Origin of the sequence: Paraburkholderia caffeinilytica, assembly GCF_046030355.1 — a bacterium.
GTDB lineage: Bacteria > Pseudomonadota > Gammaproteobacteria > Burkholderiales > Burkholderiaceae > Paraburkholderia > Paraburkholderia caffeinilytica_B.
The window spans coordinates 45,599-62,230 of sequence record NZ_JAQQCQ010000025.1; the positions used below are offsets into that span (position 1 = coordinate 45,599).

At 59.5% G+C, this 16,632-nt stretch carries 13 protein-coding genes; 11 read left to right on the forward strand and 2 right to left on the reverse strand.

Annotated features, from left to right (window positions below; genetic code table 11):
- Positions 1-83 precede the first annotated feature (83 nt).
- Both rlmB and rpiA read left to right on the forward strand, forming a co-directional pair.
- Positions 84-827 (forward strand): 23S rRNA (guanosine(2251)-2'-O)-methyltransferase RlmB, encoded by a 744-nt coding sequence (rlmB, locus tag PQQ95_RS29695; protein ID WP_408444079.1) that lies wholly within the window; start codon positions 84-86, stop codon positions 825-827.
- A gap of 43 nt (positions 828-870) precedes the next feature.
- Positions 871-1,566: a ribose-5-phosphate isomerase RpiA gene (rpiA, locus tag PQQ95_RS29700; protein WP_408444082.1), complete on the forward strand. Its 696-nt coding sequence runs from the start codon at positions 871-873 to the stop codon at positions 1,564-1,566.
- 614 nt (positions 1,567-2,180) lie between these two features.
- On the opposite strand, the gene PQQ95_RS29705 is transcribed toward rpiA, so the two are convergent.
- Entirely contained in the window at positions 2,181-2,459 is a 279-nt protein-coding gene (locus PQQ95_RS29705) for a hypothetical protein (protein WP_408444083.1), read from the reverse strand.
- 129 nt (positions 2,460-2,588) lie between these two features.
- Between PQQ95_RS29705 and PQQ95_RS29710 the strand changes: the two genes are divergently transcribed.
- The 4 genes from PQQ95_RS29710 to PQQ95_RS29725 all read left to right on the forward strand — a co-directional run bounded on the left by PQQ95_RS29710 (position 2,589) and on the right by PQQ95_RS29725 (position 8,558).
- Positions 2,589-3,011: a helix-turn-helix domain-containing protein gene (locus PQQ95_RS29710; protein ID WP_408444085.1), complete on the forward strand. Its 423-nt coding sequence runs from the start codon at positions 2,589-2,591 to the stop codon at positions 3,009-3,011.
- Between the two features lie 695 nt (positions 3,012-3,706).
- On the forward strand, positions 3,707-4,789 hold the full coding sequence (locus tag PQQ95_RS29715) for a sugar transferase (RefSeq protein ID WP_408444088.1): 1,083 nt from the start codon (positions 3,707-3,709) through the stop codon (positions 4,787-4,789).
- Positions 4,790-4,975: 186 nt separating this feature from the next.
- Entirely contained in the window at positions 4,976-6,244 is a 1,269-nt protein-coding gene (locus PQQ95_RS29720; RefSeq protein ID WP_408444089.1) for a polysaccharide biosynthesis/export family protein, read from the forward strand.
- Between the two features lie 118 nt (positions 6,245-6,362).
- Positions 6,363-8,558 (forward strand): GNVR domain-containing protein, encoded by a 2,196-nt coding sequence (locus PQQ95_RS29725; RefSeq protein WP_408444215.1) that lies wholly within the window; start codon positions 6,363-6,365, stop codon positions 8,556-8,558.
- Positions 8,559-8,580: 22 nt separating this feature from the next.
- On the opposite strand, the gene PQQ95_RS29730 is transcribed toward PQQ95_RS29725, so the two are convergent.
- Positions 8,581-9,972 carry a calcium-binding protein gene (locus tag PQQ95_RS29730; protein WP_408444092.1) on the reverse strand — a complete coding sequence of 464 codons (1,392 nt, stop codon included), beginning with the start codon at positions 9,970-9,972 and terminating at the stop codon, positions 8,581-8,583.
- 371 nt (positions 9,973-10,343) lie between these two features.
- Between PQQ95_RS29730 and PQQ95_RS29735 the strand changes: the two genes are divergently transcribed.
- The 5 genes from PQQ95_RS29735 to PQQ95_RS29755 all read left to right on the forward strand — a co-directional run bounded on the left by PQQ95_RS29735 (position 10,344) and on the right by PQQ95_RS29755 (position 16,605).
- Positions 10,344-11,447: a glycosyltransferase family 4 protein gene (locus PQQ95_RS29735; protein WP_408444095.1), complete on the forward strand. Its 1,104-nt coding sequence runs from the start codon at positions 10,344-10,346 to the stop codon at positions 11,445-11,447.
- Positions 11,435-12,652: a glycosyltransferase family 4 protein gene (locus PQQ95_RS29740; protein ID WP_408444097.1), complete on the forward strand. Its 1,218-nt coding sequence runs from the start codon at positions 11,435-11,437 to the stop codon at positions 12,650-12,652. Before PQQ95_RS29735 ends, PQQ95_RS29740 begins: the two co-directional genes overlap by 13 nt.
- 62 nt (positions 12,653-12,714) lie before the next feature.
- Positions 12,715-14,127, forward strand: coding sequence for a hypothetical protein (locus PQQ95_RS29745; RefSeq protein ID WP_408444099.1), 1,413 nt, complete (start codon positions 12,715-12,717; stop codon positions 14,125-14,127).
- 196 nt (positions 14,128-14,323) lie between these two features.
- Entirely contained in the window at positions 14,324-15,262 is a 939-nt protein-coding gene (locus tag PQQ95_RS29750) for a glycosyltransferase family 2 protein (RefSeq protein WP_408444100.1), read from the forward strand.
- A gap of 239 nt (positions 15,263-15,501) precedes the next feature.
- Positions 15,502-16,605 carry an acyltransferase family protein gene (locus tag PQQ95_RS29755; protein ID WP_408444102.1) on the forward strand — a complete coding sequence of 368 codons (1,104 nt, stop codon included), beginning with the start codon at positions 15,502-15,504 and terminating at the stop codon, positions 16,603-16,605.
- The last annotated feature ends 27 nt before the right edge of the window (positions 16,606-16,632 follow it).

Here is a 16,632-nt window from a genome sequence, read left to right on the forward strand (position 1 = left end):
CTACTCAAGCAATACAGTAAGCGGGCTCGTATTCATCACAGCAGCGCGCGTTCAAGGCGCGCTCAATCAAAGGTTTGTCAGTCATGTCACGTCTCAAGGTTCTATACGGTTTCCACGCAGTGACCGCGCGTATGCGGCACGATGCGTCGACGGTCGAAGAGGTTTATTACGACGCGACGCGCAAAGACCGTCGCATGACCGAGTTTCTTCACGCGGCGAAGGAAGCCGGCGTGCGTTTGATTGCCGCCGACGAAACGCGTCTGTGGGGTCTCGCGCATACCGAGCGCCACCAGGGCGTGGTCGCGCGTGCGAGCGACATGCCGCTTGCGCAGAATCTGGCTGAACTGCTCGACGGCATCAATGGCTCGCCGCTGATTCTGGTGCTGGACGGCGTGACTGATCCGCATAATCTCGGCGCCTGTCTGCGTGTGGCCGATGCGGCCGGCGCGCACGCGGTGATCGTGCCGCGCGACCGCGCCGTGGGATTGAATGCGACGGCGGCGAAAGTGGCGAGCGGCGCGGCCGACACCGTGCCGTACATCACCGTCACGAATCTGGCGCGTGCGCTGCGTGAGTTGAAGGACGCGGGCGTGTGGGTTGTCGGTACCGCCGGCGAAGCCACCAAGAGCCTCTACGAGACCGAGCTCGACGGGCCAGTCGCACTGGTGATGGGCGCCGAAGGCGAGGGCATGCGCCGCCTCACGCGCGATACCTGCGACGTGGTCATGCAGATTCCGATGGCGGGGACGGTCGAGAGCCTGAATGTGTCCGTGGCGAGCGGTGTTTGTCTGTTCGAAGCAGTGCGTCAGCGCTCGGTGAAGAAGTAAACTCCGGTAAACTCGTCGTTTTTACTGCTCGCCTGCATTCCCCATGACCCAAGACGAACTCAAGCAACTGGTCGGCCAAGCCGCCGCCGACTATGTGAACGCCAACGTGCCGGAAGGCTCCGTGATCGGCGTCGGCACCGGCTCTACCGCGAACTGTTTCATCGACGCGCTGGCCGCCAGCAAGAGCCGCTATCGTGGCGCGGTGTCGAGTTCGCTCGCCACGACCGCACGTTTGCAATCGCACGGCTTCAAGGTGCTCGATCTGAACGAAATCGAAACGTTGCCCGTGTATGTCGACGGCGCCGACGAGATCGACCACAGCGGCGCGATGATCAAGGGCGGCGGCGGTGCGCTGACGCGCGAAAAGATCGTCGCGTCGGTATCGGACGTATTCGTCTGCATCGCCGATGCCACCAAGCGTGTCGACGTGCTGGGCGGGTTTCCGCTGCCGGTGGAAGTGGTGCCGATGGCGCGCACGGCAATCGGCCGCCGCGTGACCGCGTTGGGTGGCGTGCCGGTCGTGCGCGTGACGAAGGACGGTGCACCGTTCATCACGGATAACGGCAACGAGATTCTCGACGTCAAAGGTCTGAAGATCGCCGATCCGCGTGCACTCGAAGCCCAGATCAATGCATGGCCGGGCGTCGTGACTGTAGGCCTGTTCGCAGAACGCGGAGCGAATCTGTGTCTGCTCGGCACTGACACCGGCGTAGAGACGATTCGTTACGCCCTTCGTTAAGCTGCGTCTTCTTCAAGTTCTTCAAGGCATCGCACGGCGTTGAGCGCTGTGCGATGCCTTGTCTTATGTTTCCGGCGGCAGTTGCTGCCGCAGTGCCGTGACCCGGTGTCCCCTCTGAGCTTCCGGCTCATCACTGTTCGTCCGGCGGCGCGAACGCGCAATTCTAAAGCGTCCGCCTCCCGGCGCTTCCAACCCTCCCCGTTGTCGCTCTCGTGCGTTCTTGTGCGGCCAAGTCCCCGATTCGTTTGTCGCTCCATTATTTGACGTTCTGATTGCGGCCCGCATGCTGTGCCGGTTCCGCTCGATCCGTGCATCGAATGGACACGATTGCGCGCTAGCAGCCGTGGTGAACAGAGTCAGGCCTTGGTGGCCGATTGACGAGCAGACAATTTTTGTCCTTTCTCGATTGCGGAGTGTGGCCGCGCGCACGCACCGCTGACGACGCTCCTTTTAAACTCGGTTTCGTGGCGTTGGACCGCTGCGTACGGCGACATTGTTAAAGCGACGATTGCCGCCGGATGGCTCATGACGTCAGGAGAGGCGGAAGACGTGCGCAAACAGGTGGTCGAGAAATATTGGAATGCCGATCCATCCGATTGGCTCGACCTCTTTGACTATTGTGCGCCGATCACATCAAACGACGTGGATGGGTAGGTGATTTCGAATTGTAAAAAGTTCGGTATCTTAAATGAATTGAGAGATAAAAAAGCAATTGCCGTACTTGCGGAGATGGAATCGTGAGAGCGTGGCGTGGCATCGCTGCAGGAAACTCGCGGGAACTTCTCCGATGCTTGCATCATGCCCGGAATTGATAGGGCAATGCGGTATTCATTGTTGTGCTTTAAGCGAGTCATGAAGAATCTGAAATTTGCCAATTTTTGGTGTTGTTCCATGTCGTGTTCGATGTGAATTGAAACAGGCGCGGGATCGTTGTGATCGCAATGAGCGTCGGCGCCCGCTGTCGGCACGCATTGCCCAACGTCTAAGGAATACGATCTTCTCAAAAGGAAAATTTAAAGAATATGAATGCCGATCGCCTTTTGGGCCAGGTCCCTGACATCGTTGAAGCATGGGTTGCGTTGCAGAGCAAGGTGTCTATCAAGCCAATTCGCAACGAGCACGAATACGAGCAGATGATGCAGCTCGCGAATGCCCTGACGAAATATCCCCAGTGTGACATGGGCAATCCGCTGGCGGATCTGCTCGATCTCCTGTCCACGCTGATTGGCTGCTGGGAAAGCCGTCATGTGGCGCTACCCAGTGCGGAGCCGCGTGAAGTGCTGCGCCACCTGTTGGAAACGCACGGTCTCAAGCAAAAGGACCTGGCGGATATCGCCTCGCCGACAGTGGTCAGCGATATTCTCGCGGGGCGCCGCGCGATTAGCAAGAACGTGGCAAAGGCGCTAGCCGTGCGATTTCGAACGGACGTTAGCGTATTTTTATGAGATCTCGCTAAGTACAGAGAATCGCCGGTGCAAAGCTGGAGATACATCTATTTTGTATTAACAGAATTAATTTGGATCGCTAATAAATAGATATGTAAAAAGGTTAATTCTATTCGCACGTTTTTCATGCGGCGCCAGGCTTCTGCCGCGGCGCGTTGGATTTCGGTCGGTCGCCGGATTTCATGCTGTTACTCAACCAAAACGCGAACTTCGCTTATCGGTTAAGCGAGGGAAGGGTCACGTGATCACTTAACAATGTTTTGGATAAATTCACCGCTATTTCTTAGGACGATTATCCGTCGTCATCAATGAAACCTCGTGGTTGGTGTGATGCCGCACGGAATGTATCCGGTCGAGGACGTAACTTATTAGTGTGGACTGAAGTACTGCTTGCCAGGTGAATAAGACCGTGACGTGCACCGGCACGGAATACGTATTGAACCAGTGTGCGTGCTCCGTGCCAGGCGCGCGTACACGGTTCGAAAGCCTGAGCAAGCTGCCTTTGGCGATCGACGGGGTGCGGTCGATGGAATACATCGGCGAGGACGACAGAGTGCGTCCCGCCGCTAGCGATGCGGGAGGCTAGATTTCCGTTGCTGGTCCTACGACCGGTTAGACGGAAATCCCGGCAGCCGTGGGCGGCGACGAGTCGGGAGCGATCGGCGCGGGGAACGTTAAGGTCTGGGGTAACGGAAATGTCAGTACTAGTCCATCGATTAACCGATATCGCGCTGATCGTACTGGGTGCGTTTGGCGCGTTGCATCTGAACCTGCCGCAAATGGGTCATCCGCACGAGCTTGATCCGTCGCTCGTCGCGTTCGTTGCGGCGCTTGCGCTGACCGTGTTTCCGGCTTGTGGAACTTACCCTGCGCGACGTACGCGCGCGGTGTTCGGCCTTGCAAGCCGCACTGCATTCGCCTGGCTCGCCGTCCAGCTCTGCGGCCTTGCGTTGCTCTATGCAATTCATCGCGAGAACCAGTTGCCGCTGCAGTGGTTCTTCTATTGGACGCTTACGACCGGCATATCGTTGCTCGGCTCGCATACGCTTATCTTCGCCGAATTCAACTTCGCCCGTTTCTCGGGACTTCGGTTAGCCGGCACTGCGGGTTTCGATGCCGGAACCGATACGACGGCACCCCGGGAATATGGTCTGGCCAGCGCTGGCGCCGTACGAAAGGTCGTCAAACGCAGCTTTGACGTCGTGGTCGGCACGTTGTTGATGGTCGCGCTGCTGCCGGTTTTCGTTTTGCTCATGGTGATCGTGATGTGCGATGGCGGCCCGGCCGTGTTCGGACACGTTCGCGTGGGGCGTAACGGGAAAAAATTTCGTTGCCTCAAGTTCCGTTCGATGGTCGTGAACGCAGATCAGGTACTCAAGACCTTGATTGAAAACGATCCGCAGGCGCGCGCCGAATGGGAGCGTAGTTTCAAGCTCAAGAACGACGTGCGTGTCACCCGTATCGGCCGGTTTCTACGCCGTACCAGTCTGGATGAGTTGCCACAGTTGTGGAACGTAGTGCGCGGCGATATGAGCCTGGTCGGACCTCGCCCGATCATCGATCAGGAACTGGAGCGCTATGGCGCAAACGTCATGTACTACCTGATGGCCAAGCCCGGCATGACAGGCTTGTGGCAAGTCAGTGGCCGCTGCACGACGGACTACGCGACGCGGGTGTCTCTGGATGTCGCCTACGTGAAGAACTGGTCGTTGCTCCGTGACGTCACCATTCTCTTCAAGACTTTCAAGGTGGTCTTCAAGGGGAGTGGCGCGTACTGAATCCGATGTGGTGGGTTGATCGAACGCGGTATGGCCGGGCGGGGCGGTTGGATGTCGCTAGCGAAAGCATAAAAAAATTCTACATAGTGGTGTGCGTGTTTCAACGGGGGCATCAGGTTGAACGCGCGACGGAAGGGAGTAGCGATGATGTTATGCAACAAGTTGGATTCGGAAAGGACCACGAACATGCAAGAGTCAAACGTGTTGATCGAGGAGCGAGCAGACCCGTTGTGCGATTCATTGACGCGCGCTCGCGCCGCAAGCCGCCGGGGACAGGTCAGGACTGCAGTCACCGGTGTTGTGCTGGCGGTATGCCTGGCAGGCTGCGCATGGTCACCGGGGATGTCATTCAGTCCTCCATCGGGAGCCGCTGGTCCGGGACAAGCGGATGGGAGCAACGGCCTCGCCAGCAGCAACGTGCGCGCGACGGCAGACGTTCACCAGGGTAAGGGTGTGGATGCGCCCCCCGCGGGCACCCTGATCGAAATCACCGACGATCTGGTTGAAAAGGAACGTGCCGCACGCTCTAAGGACGTGCCTGAAGAGGTCACGCAATTGTTCTCGAAGCCCGCACCCTACACGCTAGGGCCGGGCGATATATTGAGCATCGTCGTATGGGATCACGCTGAGCTGAATATGCCGGGCGCCTCGGCATCGGCCGGACCGGAAGCGAACAGTGCAGGTTCGATGACCTCGGGCTATACAGTCGACGCGGGCGGCATGATTCAGTATGCCTATATCGGTCCACTCAAGGTGGCAGGGCTCACCGAAATGGAGGCGCGTGATCTGCTGGCCCAAAAGCTCAGCCGTTACGTGCGCCAACCGCAGGTGACGTTGCGGATTGAGACTTATCGAAGCAAGCGGATCTATCTGGACGGCGCAGTCAGGAGTCCCGGCGTACAGGTTCTCAACGACATGCCGATGACCTTGCCCGAAGCCATCAATCGTGCCGGAGGATTTACGCCTACCGCAGACCGGTCGATGGTCGCGATTACGCGTGGTGACAAGACAGTTGTTGTCGATATTCCCGGCATGATTGCGAAAGGGGTGAATCCCGACAACATCGAGTTGCGTAGAGGCGATATGGTGCGCGTCTTCGCGCAGACAGATACGAAAGTGTACGTGTTCGGCGAGGTTCAACGTCCGGGGAGCTTGACGTTCAACAACGGTCGGATGAGTTTGAACGAAGCGCTAGGCGATGCCGGTGGCATCAGTCAAACCTCGGGGGATGCGTCGCAGGTCTTCGTGGTGCGCGGACGCAACGTGGGTAAGCCGGTGGTCTTTCACCTGAATGCCGGGTCTCCGGCTGCGATGGCAACCGCGGATGGCTTTGAACTAAAGCCAAATGATGTGGTGTTTGTCGATGCGTCCGCGCTTGTCAGGTGGAGCCGCGTGATCGGTTTGATTGTGCCAAGTACACAGGCGGCAGCCGCCGGCCGGGCCATCGGTTACTAATGAACCAACAATCTGTTTGGCCTGGCAGCAGTGCATCCGGCAGCGCGATGGTGAAAGCAGGCGTTGCCGGAACGTTTGGGAATAGGGGAGAAGGCACATGAATTACCACGACCCGTCAATGAATACGATCGATGCAGTTCCCGCACAGGGTGACCATTTCGGCGTTTTTCTAGACGTTCTGTATCAGAACCGCGGCATGATCGTCCTGATCACCGCGTGCTTTCTTTTTATGGGCGCGGCGTATGCGCTGCTCGCGGCGCCGGTGTATCAGGCCGATATTCTGATCCAGGTCGAGGAGAACCCGAACGCCGCCAAAGATGCCTTGGGCGACGTGAAGTCCATGTTCGCCATCAAGACGGCTGCTTCGGCCGAGATCGAGGTGTTGCGCTCCAGACTGGTGATCGCGGGAGCCGTAACCAGTGCGCAGCTCAGCCTCAGCGCAACGCCACGGTATTTTCCGGTCGTCGGCCGATGGATTGCGGGCCATCTGAATGATTTGTCCCACTCGGGAATGGGCGGCTATGCATGGGGTAATGAGCGGATCAGCGTTTCGAAATTCGATGTGCCCGAGGTGTTGCAAGGCGCGAAATTTATCCTGACGTTGCACAAGAACGGCAACTATTCGCTGAAGTACAAAAGCATCGAATTGTCCGGGCGTGTCGGTGAACCGTTACACGCTGAAACGGACGAAGGGCCAATTGATCTCCTCGTGGACCAGATCGTCGGAAAGCCGGGCGTTGGTTTTGAACTGGTTCGCACTTCGGAGCTTGCCGCGATTCAGAGCGTGCAATCGGGCTTGTTGATTGCGGAGAAGGGTAAGGACTCGGCTGTGATCGGCGTCGCGCTGGAGGGCACCGACCCGAAGAAGATCAGCGCCATTCTCAGCGCGATCGGCACGGCATATGTTCGGCAAAATGTTTTGCGTACTCAGGAAGAGGCGCAGAAATCGATTACATTTCTCGATGGTCAATTGCCTGAACTGAAGGCCAAACTGGAAGCGGCGGAAAGCGAATTCAACACGTTTCGCGCGAAGAATGGGACCGTGGATCTGAATGCGGAAGCAACGGCGCTCCTGCAACGCTCGGCTCAGGCGCAAAACAAGGTCGCCGATCTTCAACAGCAGCGAGCCTTGCTTCTCGCGCGGTACACGTCGGAAAACCCGGCCGTGATCGCCGTCAACGACGAATTAAACGAAGCCCAGAGGGAGGTGGGAAGCATTGCTTCCGTGACGAAGCAACTGCCGCCGATGGAGCAGAACCTGCTGCGGCTGCAGAGAGAGGTTCAGGTGAATACCACCATCTACACCAACCTCCTGAACACCCGTGAACAACTGCGTCTTCTTAAAGCGGGGAAGGTGTCGAATGTGCGGCTGGTCGACTCCGCTATCGTGCCGGATAGTCCGATTCGGCCGAAACGCGCGCTGGCGATGCTCGGAGCCCTGATGGCGGGGCTGTTCACGAGCGTCGCGATAGTATTGCTCAAGCGACGGCTCTTTGATGGAATCACCGTGCTGGACGAAATCGAAGTCGGCACGGGGCTGGCGGTGTACGCGACGATTCCACGCAGCAGGGCACAGGAAACGCTGACCCGCCGCCTTCCGCGCAACACCGATTCAAATCTTGTCCTGGCGCGTGCCGCAATGGGCGATGCTGCGATCGAAAGTCTGCGAAGCTTCAGAAGCGCGCTTGAGTTTGCGCTCGTCGACGCACCTAACCGGATTGTCCTGCTCGCCGGGCCGACGCCCATCGTGGGCAAGTCATTCGTCTCGGTCAATCTCGCGGCGTTGATCGGAGCATCGGGGCAGCGTGTGCTGCTGGTCGATGCCGATCTGAGAAGGGGCACGTTGCATCAATATCTCGGGGTGCCGTGCAGCCCAGGCATTACCAATATCGTGACGCGTGCGCAGACGTTCGAGGAGGCCGTCCATCGCGACATTCTGCCAGGCGTCGACTTCGTGGCGAACGGAGGATACATACAGAACGCGAGCGAAATTCTCAAGCATCGGAACTTCCTCGCGTTCGCCCAGCAGGTGGACAGTGAATACGACGTGGTATTGATCGACGCACCGCCCATTCTGCCGGTTGCCGACTCAGGCATTGTGGCTTCGATCGCGGGAATGGTATTCGTGATCGCGCGGCACGGCGTGACAACGGTGGAGGAACTGCGCGAGTCGACGCGCAGGTTCGAGCAGATCGGCGTGCCGATTCGCGGTGTTATTTACAATGACGCGATGTCGAGGCCAGGTCGTTACGGCAAAGCGTACGCCGCCTACGGATATTCCAGCTATAGCTCTGATTTGCCCGCCGCGGACTGAGGCGATAAACCGGCGGAGACGCTCAGTTTCCGGGCGCGTCCGCGGGTGTGACTTCGATCAGAATGACGTGATCGGGTACGTGCACGGTAAGTTGGCGCAGGTCGCGATGGCTTGCGAACGGCGTCTGGGCAACGAGCGGATCGTACAGGTCGATGCGGGCAGCTTTTGCGCCGAGGTCAAGTTCGACGCTGGCCGGCGGGCTGGTGAGCGGTGTTCCCGTCTCCCGGTTCCAGATCGGCGTTTCGTTCCATAGCGCCAGCACGAAGCGGCCATCCTTTTTCTGCAGCAGCAGACTGTTTGCCGATACCGGCATATCCGAGAGCGTATACGCGAGCGTGCCGGGTGCCGCGCCGCTTGCGCGGCGCGTTGTGCTGGCGTTCAGGATCGACGTGAGATTGCGAATCTCGTAAGCCAGCCGCTTGGGGCTATTGTCGTTGCGAAAGAACCCGTAATGCCATTCGCCGCTCTTGTTCAGCGGATCGGGTTTTTCATCGAGCAATTCGTAGACATAGGTCCGCTTCACGCCCGCCGCCACCGCGTCCATGTAGCCGTTGAGAACGCCTTTGGCCTGTGTCGCCTCGTCGACGCCAATCATGTACCAGCCCGCCTGAGGCATCGAGAAGTAGCCGAATTCGGTGATGACGGTCGGCAACTGGAATTTCTTGACGCTATTGATGGCCGCGGGTAACCAACTGCCGCCTTGCGCGTTGTAGGTGGGCTGCTGGCCGTTTTGCGGGTAGGCATGTTGGTTCGCGTAATCGGCGGAGCCCGCGCGCGTCTCGACTGACTTCAGATCGTAGCCAGTGAGGTCGTAGACGGGTACGCCCGCGAGCTCCGGCGTGCTTCGTACGCGTGCGTAGATCTCGCGCTGCAGGGCGAGTCCGGCAGCGGTGCCCGTGAGGCCGTGATCGGAGACCGGAAAGTTGTCGATCTCATTGAAGCCTTCGATGGCCGTGACACTGCCAGGCACGGTGGCGTTCAACTGCGCAGCCCGCGCGATTGACTCCGCGACGTCCGAGACAATCAGGAAGCTGAATTTGACGCCGCGCTGCGCCAGATAGACATAGCTTGAGAAAGGCACACTGGCGCCGGGCGTGGCGTCGCGAACATGGTAAATGCCAAGCCATGCCAGGTCGTCGGCGACGTTGCGTACGTTGGCATAGGCGCCGTCTGTATAGTTGACGTGGGTAACGACAGCGAGCGTCTGGATGAAGGTGTCGACAGGCATTGCTCGCACAGCATCGCTGGCTTGCACCGTCGGTACGCATGCGAGCGCGCAGAGGCCTGTGGCGAGGCTTGCGGCGGCGCGCGTGCCAAACCACTTGCATGGCTTCGCCCGGCTCGCGTGTCGCGAACTGCGAGAGAGGTTTGTATTGGCGAGCAGGGTATGAGTGGTTGCGACGGGATGCTTCACGGCGGATTCCTTGTGAGACGATTGCCGGTTCCGCGCGCCTTGCGCCACGCCCGGTACTTCGTGGTCTTGCCTCTGCTGGAGGGGCATGCAGAAATCATTCTGACGTGTGGTTGCGTCCTTCGTGTGTGCGGCGGCGAACGGATAGAACGTGGCCTGCAGTGCGGCTCACGTGCGGCGCGGACGGCGAGTTAGCGATGCTTCGTGTGAAAACTGGCAAGGCATGAGCGACGGCGAACATTCGCCGGAGCACAGAACGGCCACACTCCAGTCCATATGAATTGCATGGCGTGGCTTGTCGAATCCGGTCGTATGTCGCGTTGACTTCGCGCACGGATAACGTCTGGTCATGAGCGATGCCTTGGACCCTCTCGATGAAACACGTGCACGTCCCCAACCTGATGATCAACGGCCGCTTTCTTGGCCGCCGTGCGACGGGTGTCGATCGTTTCGCGTTCGAGACCATCCGGGCGCTCGATCAATTGATCGAACTGCGTGATCCACTCGTTGCCGGATTGCGAACCGAGATCATCGTGCCCGAAGCGCTGACCGGTATGCCGAATCCCTTTCGACACGTCGGGCTGCGAGCGAGCGGCAAAGGCGGTGGTCTGCGTTGGGAGCAACTCGCGTTACCGCAGGCGGCGCGCGGCCGGTTGCTGCTCAATCTTTGCAATTCTGGGCCACTGTTGTACCGCCATCAGATTACGGTGCTGCACGACGCAGCGCCCACGCGCGTGCCCGACAGCTACAGCCGGTCGTTTGTCGCCTGGTATCGCCTGATGGCACCGCGCATCGGCCATGTATCGCAGCGTGTCATTACCGTGTCGGAATTCTCGCGGCGCGAGTTGTGTGACGCTTATCGCATTCCGGCCGGAAAAATTGGTGTCGTGTCGGAGAGCGGCGAGCATATGTTGCGCGTGCAAGAAGATGAAGGAGGTGTGGCGCCCACGCTGAACGGGCGTCCTTTCGTTCTGGCGGTTGGAAGCCTCAACCGGCACAAGAACTTTCGGCTCGTGGCCGAAGCCGCACGCCTTATCGACGATGCGCAGTTCGACATCGTGGTGGTGGGCGGTGGAGATTCGCGCGTGTACGGGGCGGGCAAGGACGCGTTGCCCGGGTTCGTGAAACATCTCGGTTACGTGAGCGATGGCGAATTGGCCGCGCTTTACCGGCGAGCAGCATGCTTTGTCTATCCGTCGCGCTACGAGGGCTTTGGGCTGCCGCCTGTCGAGGCACTGGCGCTGGGCTGTCCCGTCATCGCTTCGAGGCTGCCGGCCATCCAGGAGGCGTGCGGCGATGCCGTGCTCTACACCTCGCCGGACGATCCCGCAGAATTGGCGCGTCTGCTCGAACGGATCACCACTGACGCCACGTTGCGAGCAAGCCTGCGCGAGCGAGGCCGTGCACGGACGGAGGAACTGACCTGGCGCGCGACCGCTGCCAGGTTGATCGAGGAGATCTCGCCGTGGCTAATGTAACGCTTGCCCCCACGCTTGCTAACGACAAACGCTGCTTTGGCCGCGTGGCGCTCGTGCATGACTGGCTCACTGCGTATGCGGGCTCGGAGAAGGTGGTTGAACAGATTCTTCAGTTGTTCCCGCAGGCCGATCTCTACAGTATCGTCGATTTTTTCCCTGAATCGCAACGGGATGTGCTGGGCGGAAAACGCGCCCATACTTCGTTCATTCAACATCTGCCGCGCGCGCGCAAATGGTTTCGCCACTACCTTCCGCTCATGCCGCTCGCGATCGAGCAGTTCGATCTTTCTGGCTACGATCTCGTGATTTCGTCAAATCATGCCGTAGCCAAGGGCGTATTGACCGGACCGCACCAGGTCCACGTAAGCTATGTGCATTCGCCGATTCGCTACGCGTGGGATCTGCAGCATCAATATCTGGCTGAGGCCGGCATGCAGCACGGCATGAAGAGCTGGGTCGTGCGTCTGCTGCTTCATTACATGCGCATATGGGATCAGCGCACCGCGCATGGCGTCGATGCCTTTGTCGCCAATTCTGCCTTCGTTGGCCGGCGCATCCAGAAGGCCTACGGAAGCGACGCCACGGTGGTCTATCCGCCCGTCGATGTCGAGCGGTTCGAACTCTGCACAGAGCGTGAGGACGTTTACCTGATTGCCTCGCGCATGGTCCCATACAAGCGCATTCCGCTCATCGTCGAGGCTTTTGCGGCGATGCCCTCGCGGCGCCTTGTGGTGATCGGCGACGGCACGGATTTCGCGCGCGTCAAGGCCTGCGCGACGCCCAATGTGACGCTACTCGGCTATCAGCCCGATGCGGTACTGGTGGATTGGATGCAGCGCGCACGCGCATTCGTCTTTGCCGCGGAAGAAGACTTCGGTATTTCGGTCGTTGAAGCGCAGGCCTGCGGTACCCCGGTCATTGCTTTTGCTCGTGGAGGTGTGCGGGAGATCGTCGTCGAATCATCGGATCCCGAGCGGGCGACGGGGCTTTTTTTCAACGAACAGAGCGTGACTTCCATCGTCGACGCCGTGGAGCGTTTCGAACAGTCCCCGCCGTTTCGCGCGGAAGTCTGCCGCCGCAATGCCCTGCGCTTTACGAGGGAGCGGTTCAAACGCGAGTTCCTGGGTGTGGTGGAGCGCGCAGTGGATGCCAACAAGGCGCCCGCCGATCCGGTTCCAGAGATTCGCCGCTGGCGCTCCGCCTGAGGCCGTACAACCGGACAACATTCAGGATGTCCAGGCACGCGCCTGCAGTGAACGGATTGGGGGTGAAGCAAGTGCAACTGACGCTATTCGGAATCGCGGTATTCGTCATCGGGCTGATAGCGCTCTATACATCGTTTCGCACCGCGGTTTACGCGATGGCGGCGTTTTCGCTGTTCGGATGCACGCTTGCGCTGGGATTGGGCGGCGTTGGCATCATGCCGGCGCAACTCTTTCTCGTGTTCTTTGCCCTGAGGGCCTTCAATCTTGCCGGTGGAAAGGGGATCATGGATGCGCTTTCCATGGAGAAGCCGGGATTCTGGCTGCTCGGCACCTGTCTGTGGGGTGTCGTAGGCGCCATCCTGCTGCCGCGCCTGCTGCATGGATTGACCCTCGTGTTTCCAGTCGATCGCGCTGTCGTCGGGGCGGTACTGTTGCAGCCGCTCGGTCCTGTTTCCGGCAATCTGTCGCAGGCGATCTATTGCGTTGGCGATGTCGTGGTGTATGCCTGCATGTATGCATTTCTCAGATATCGCGACGCGTACCGGGCGCTCGCAGGCGGCATTTTCCTGCTCACATTCCTCGATGTGCTCGCAGGCGTGATCGATATCGGCACGCATGCTGTCGGTCTGGATGTGATGTCGGTCATCAAGACGGCGCAGTACGCCGATCTGAGCGGGGAAGAGTTTGGCGGACTGTTGCGCATCACCGGCACGTTCAGTGAAACTTCCGCGTTTTCAAGTTTCACGCTGCCGCTTTTCGTCTTTTGTCTCAATCTCTGGGTGATCGGTTATCGTCCGAAACTGGCAGGGACGCTTGCTGCCGCGACGGGGACACTGTTGCTGATGTCCACGTCGGGCACTGCGTATGTCGGGCTGGGAGCGTATCTGGTCGTACAACTATTCAGCCGGCCAGGTCGTGTTGCCGCCGCCGCCGTCGCGCGCAAGCGGCGCATGTGGATAATCGCGGCCTGCGCGGGCGTGCTTGGCGCGATCTACGTCACACTCTTCTTGCCGGGCGTGGTGGACACGCTTACAGACTTCTTCAATACGACCGTCACGGGCAAGGCAAGTAGCGAGTCCGGCGTTGAACGAATGAGCTGGAACATGCAAGGCGTGACCAACTTCCTCGATACATACGGGATAGGCGTGGGACTGGGCAGCATTCGTACGTCGAGCTTCCTCGTGGCGGTGCTGGCAAATCTGGGTGTTGTGGGCGTGGTCTGCTACGGTGTGTTCGTTGGCAGATGTCTCCTGTCGCCAGTGTCTGCCCATTACCCGCTTACGGAGCGGGCCGTTTGCCACGCGGCACGGCATAGCATGATCGCGACGTTGATTGTCGCTTCGACGACGGCTGGGGTGTTCGAACTGGGCTCGTGCTTCTACTTATTTGCGGCCGCGGCGAGCGTACTTTCGCAGGGTGCGCCCAAACGCGTGCCGAGGCACCAGGGATGGGTTGCCCGGAGCATTCGTGAATGACTTTCGGCGTTCAATATGCGCGTGTTTACGTGGGGTAGGCAGCAGTACCGCGTTTGCGCGATCGATACGATGGTCTTCGAAATGCTAGCCGGAATGGCTTGCTCCATTGGCAATGTCGGGACGATTGAGTTCAGCAGAAGAGGGGCAGCGGTTTTCCGGTTTCCAGAAAAATATGCATTGGCCGACGAGGTGAATATTGGATCCCATTGTCTGTCCGCGAGTAACCCTGTCCAGGGAAATGAGCCTGCCATCGCCCGCGAAGGAAGCAAAGGTCTGCCTGATCTTCCCCACACGCGGCCGTGCCGAAATGCTTGAACGTGTCGTCGCTTTCGTCGATTCGCAGACTGTAAAGCCGGATCTGATCATCGTTTCCTGTGTATCGGATGAGGACGCCGGCAAGCTCGCCAGCCGACCCGGAATGCTCGTGATCAAGGGGCAGCCCGGCAGTTCCTCGCAACGTAACCATGCCTTGAACCATGTACCGGATGACTTCGATATCCTGATCATCCTGGACGATGATTTCCTGATGCATAGCACATGGATCTCCGAAGTACTCAAGGCCATGGATAGCGATCCCTCTATAGCCTGTGTCACTGGAACCGTACTCGCCGACGGCATCCATGGGCCGGGTTATTCCTTTGAAGAGGGACAGGCGATCCTGGCAAGGGCGACAGACGTTCCGGAAAGCTTGAGGGTCGTTCCGACGGGTGGCCCCTACGGGTGCAACATGGCGTTTCGAGCTCGCAGCATTGCCGGACTCCGGTTTGACGAGCGGCTCGTTCTCTATGGCTGGCAGGAGGATCGCGACTTTGGCGGCCAGATCTGGAATCGCGGCGGTCGTGTGGTCCGGATCAACACTGCACTTGGCGTGCACCTGGGGGTCAAGCGTGGCAGGGTATCCGGCCGCAAGCTTGGCTATTCGCAGGTCATTAATCCGTTCTACCTGGTGAGAAAGAAGACCATGCCCTGGCGCGATGCGCTCGATCATGTTCTGCGCAATGTCGTGAGCAATGTGGTGCGGAGCGTTGCGCCGGAACCCTGGATCGACCGCCGGGGGCGGCTGGGTGGCAATCTGATCGGCCTGTGGGACTTTGTGCGAGGAAGGTTGACGCCTGAACGTGCGGCAAAACTATGAAATAGCGTTCCCTGGGGCAGCGCCAACTGGTGTGCACAGGAACATCGGCCTCCTCCTCAGGGCTTTCGCAAAGTCTGAACGGAAGGACGTTGCGCTTGTGCTGGTCGCGGTGCGAGGAAAGCCGATTTCGAGAACCTCGGGCATGCCGTGTCGCCCAATGTGTGACTTGCCGGCCAGGTCACCGCTGTGATCGTGACATAGCCAGCGTCACCCAGAGATCGGTTTTGAGGGGCAATGCAATGAAGAAGCTGGATTCGATTCAAGTGCTTCGCGCAGTCGCGGCGTTGCTGGTGGTGTTCTGCCATGCGGCGAACGAGGTGGGCGGCCATGGCGCATCCACATCGCATCTGTGGCGGCTCGTGAACACGAAAGGGCTGTTCGGCGTCGACATTTTCTTTGTCGTCAGCGGCTTCGTGATGATGTATATCATTTCAGGGCAGCGCTCGGGGCGCGCGAGCGCCACCTGGTTCATCAGCGATCGCGTCCTGCGCGTTGTACCGCTCTACTGGGCGGCGACGCTGGTCTCGGTCGCTGTCGGTCTCGCACTGCCCGCGCTCAAGCACGAGAACTGCTATGCGGTGTCGTACGTCCTGCGCTCGCTGTTCTTCGTGCCGTCCAGCAACCCGATGACGGGTGCGCCAGAACCGGTACTGGGGCTTGGCTGGACGCTGAACTTCGAGATGTTCTTCTACGTCGTCATTTCACTGGTGCTGCTGCTCGGTATCCGGCGCGTTTATCTCGCGGTGGTGGCGATATTCGTGACGCTCGTCGCGCTCGGTCTCTTGCTGAATCCCGAATACCTCATCCTGAAGGGCTGGACTCATACGATCATTCTCGAGTTCGTGTTCGGCGTGCTGTTTGCACAGTTGCGTCTCTCGGGATTCCGGATTGGCGTTCCTGCACAGGTCGCGCTGATCGTGGCGGGTGTGGCAGGCTGGCTACTGATGGGACCGCCCACGGAAGGCGTATTCGATATGCGCGGCCTCGTGTGGGGACCGCCTGCCGCCGCGATATTTGCCGGTGTCGTCATGGGTCGTCACGAGATCGCCTATCCAAAGCTGCTTCTCTCGATCGGCGATGCGTCGTATAGCCTGTATCTCACGCATCTCTTTGTCCTGCGCGCCTCGTCGCTGCTGGTGAATCATCTGCCTGTGGCGCCCGCGCTGCGCGTCGTGCTGTTGTTCGCTGTCTTCGTACCCGGCGCGCTGTGCGTTGCGATCCTGTCCTACCGCAAGTTCGAAATGCCGACCATGCGCTTCGGCCGCCGGTTGCTGCGGGCGCGGCTCAGCAAGGCGAGTGTTGCTGAGGGTGTTTCGGCTGGAACGCAGGGTGCGGGAACCTGAGAGGGGCGGCGCGCATGAAGTGGCGCT

Coding starts and splice junctions, on each gene's coding strand:
- PQQ95_RS29725 (WP_408444215.1), top strand. CDS start 6,363: ATGAATACGATCGATGCAGTTCCCGCACAGGGTGACCATTTCGGCGTT.
- PQQ95_RS29715 (WP_408444088.1), top strand. CDS start 3,707: ATGTCAGTACTAGTCCATCGATTAACCGATATCGCGCTGATCGTACTG.
- PQQ95_RS29710 (WP_408444085.1), top strand. CDS start 2,589: ATGAATGCCGATCGCCTTTTGGGCCAGGTCCCTGACATCGTTGAAGCA.
- rpiA (WP_408444082.1), top strand. CDS start 871: ATGACCCAAGACGAACTCAAGCAACTGGTCGGCCAAGCCGCCGCCGAC.
- PQQ95_RS29705 (WP_408444083.1), bottom strand. CDS start 2,459: ATGGAACAACACCAAAAATTGGCAAATTTCAGATTCTTCATGACTCGC.
- rlmB (WP_408444079.1), top strand. CDS start 84: ATGTCACGTCTCAAGGTTCTATACGGTTTCCACGCAGTGACCGCGCGT.
- PQQ95_RS29720 (WP_408444089.1), top strand. CDS start 4,976: ATGCAAGAGTCAAACGTGTTGATCGAGGAGCGAGCAGACCCGTTGTGC.
- PQQ95_RS29735 (WP_408444095.1), top strand. CDS start 10,344: ATGAAACACGTGCACGTCCCCAACCTGATGATCAACGGCCGCTTTCTT.
- PQQ95_RS29755 (WP_408444102.1), top strand. CDS start 15,502: ATGAAGAAGCTGGATTCGATTCAAGTGCTTCGCGCAGTCGCGGCGTTG.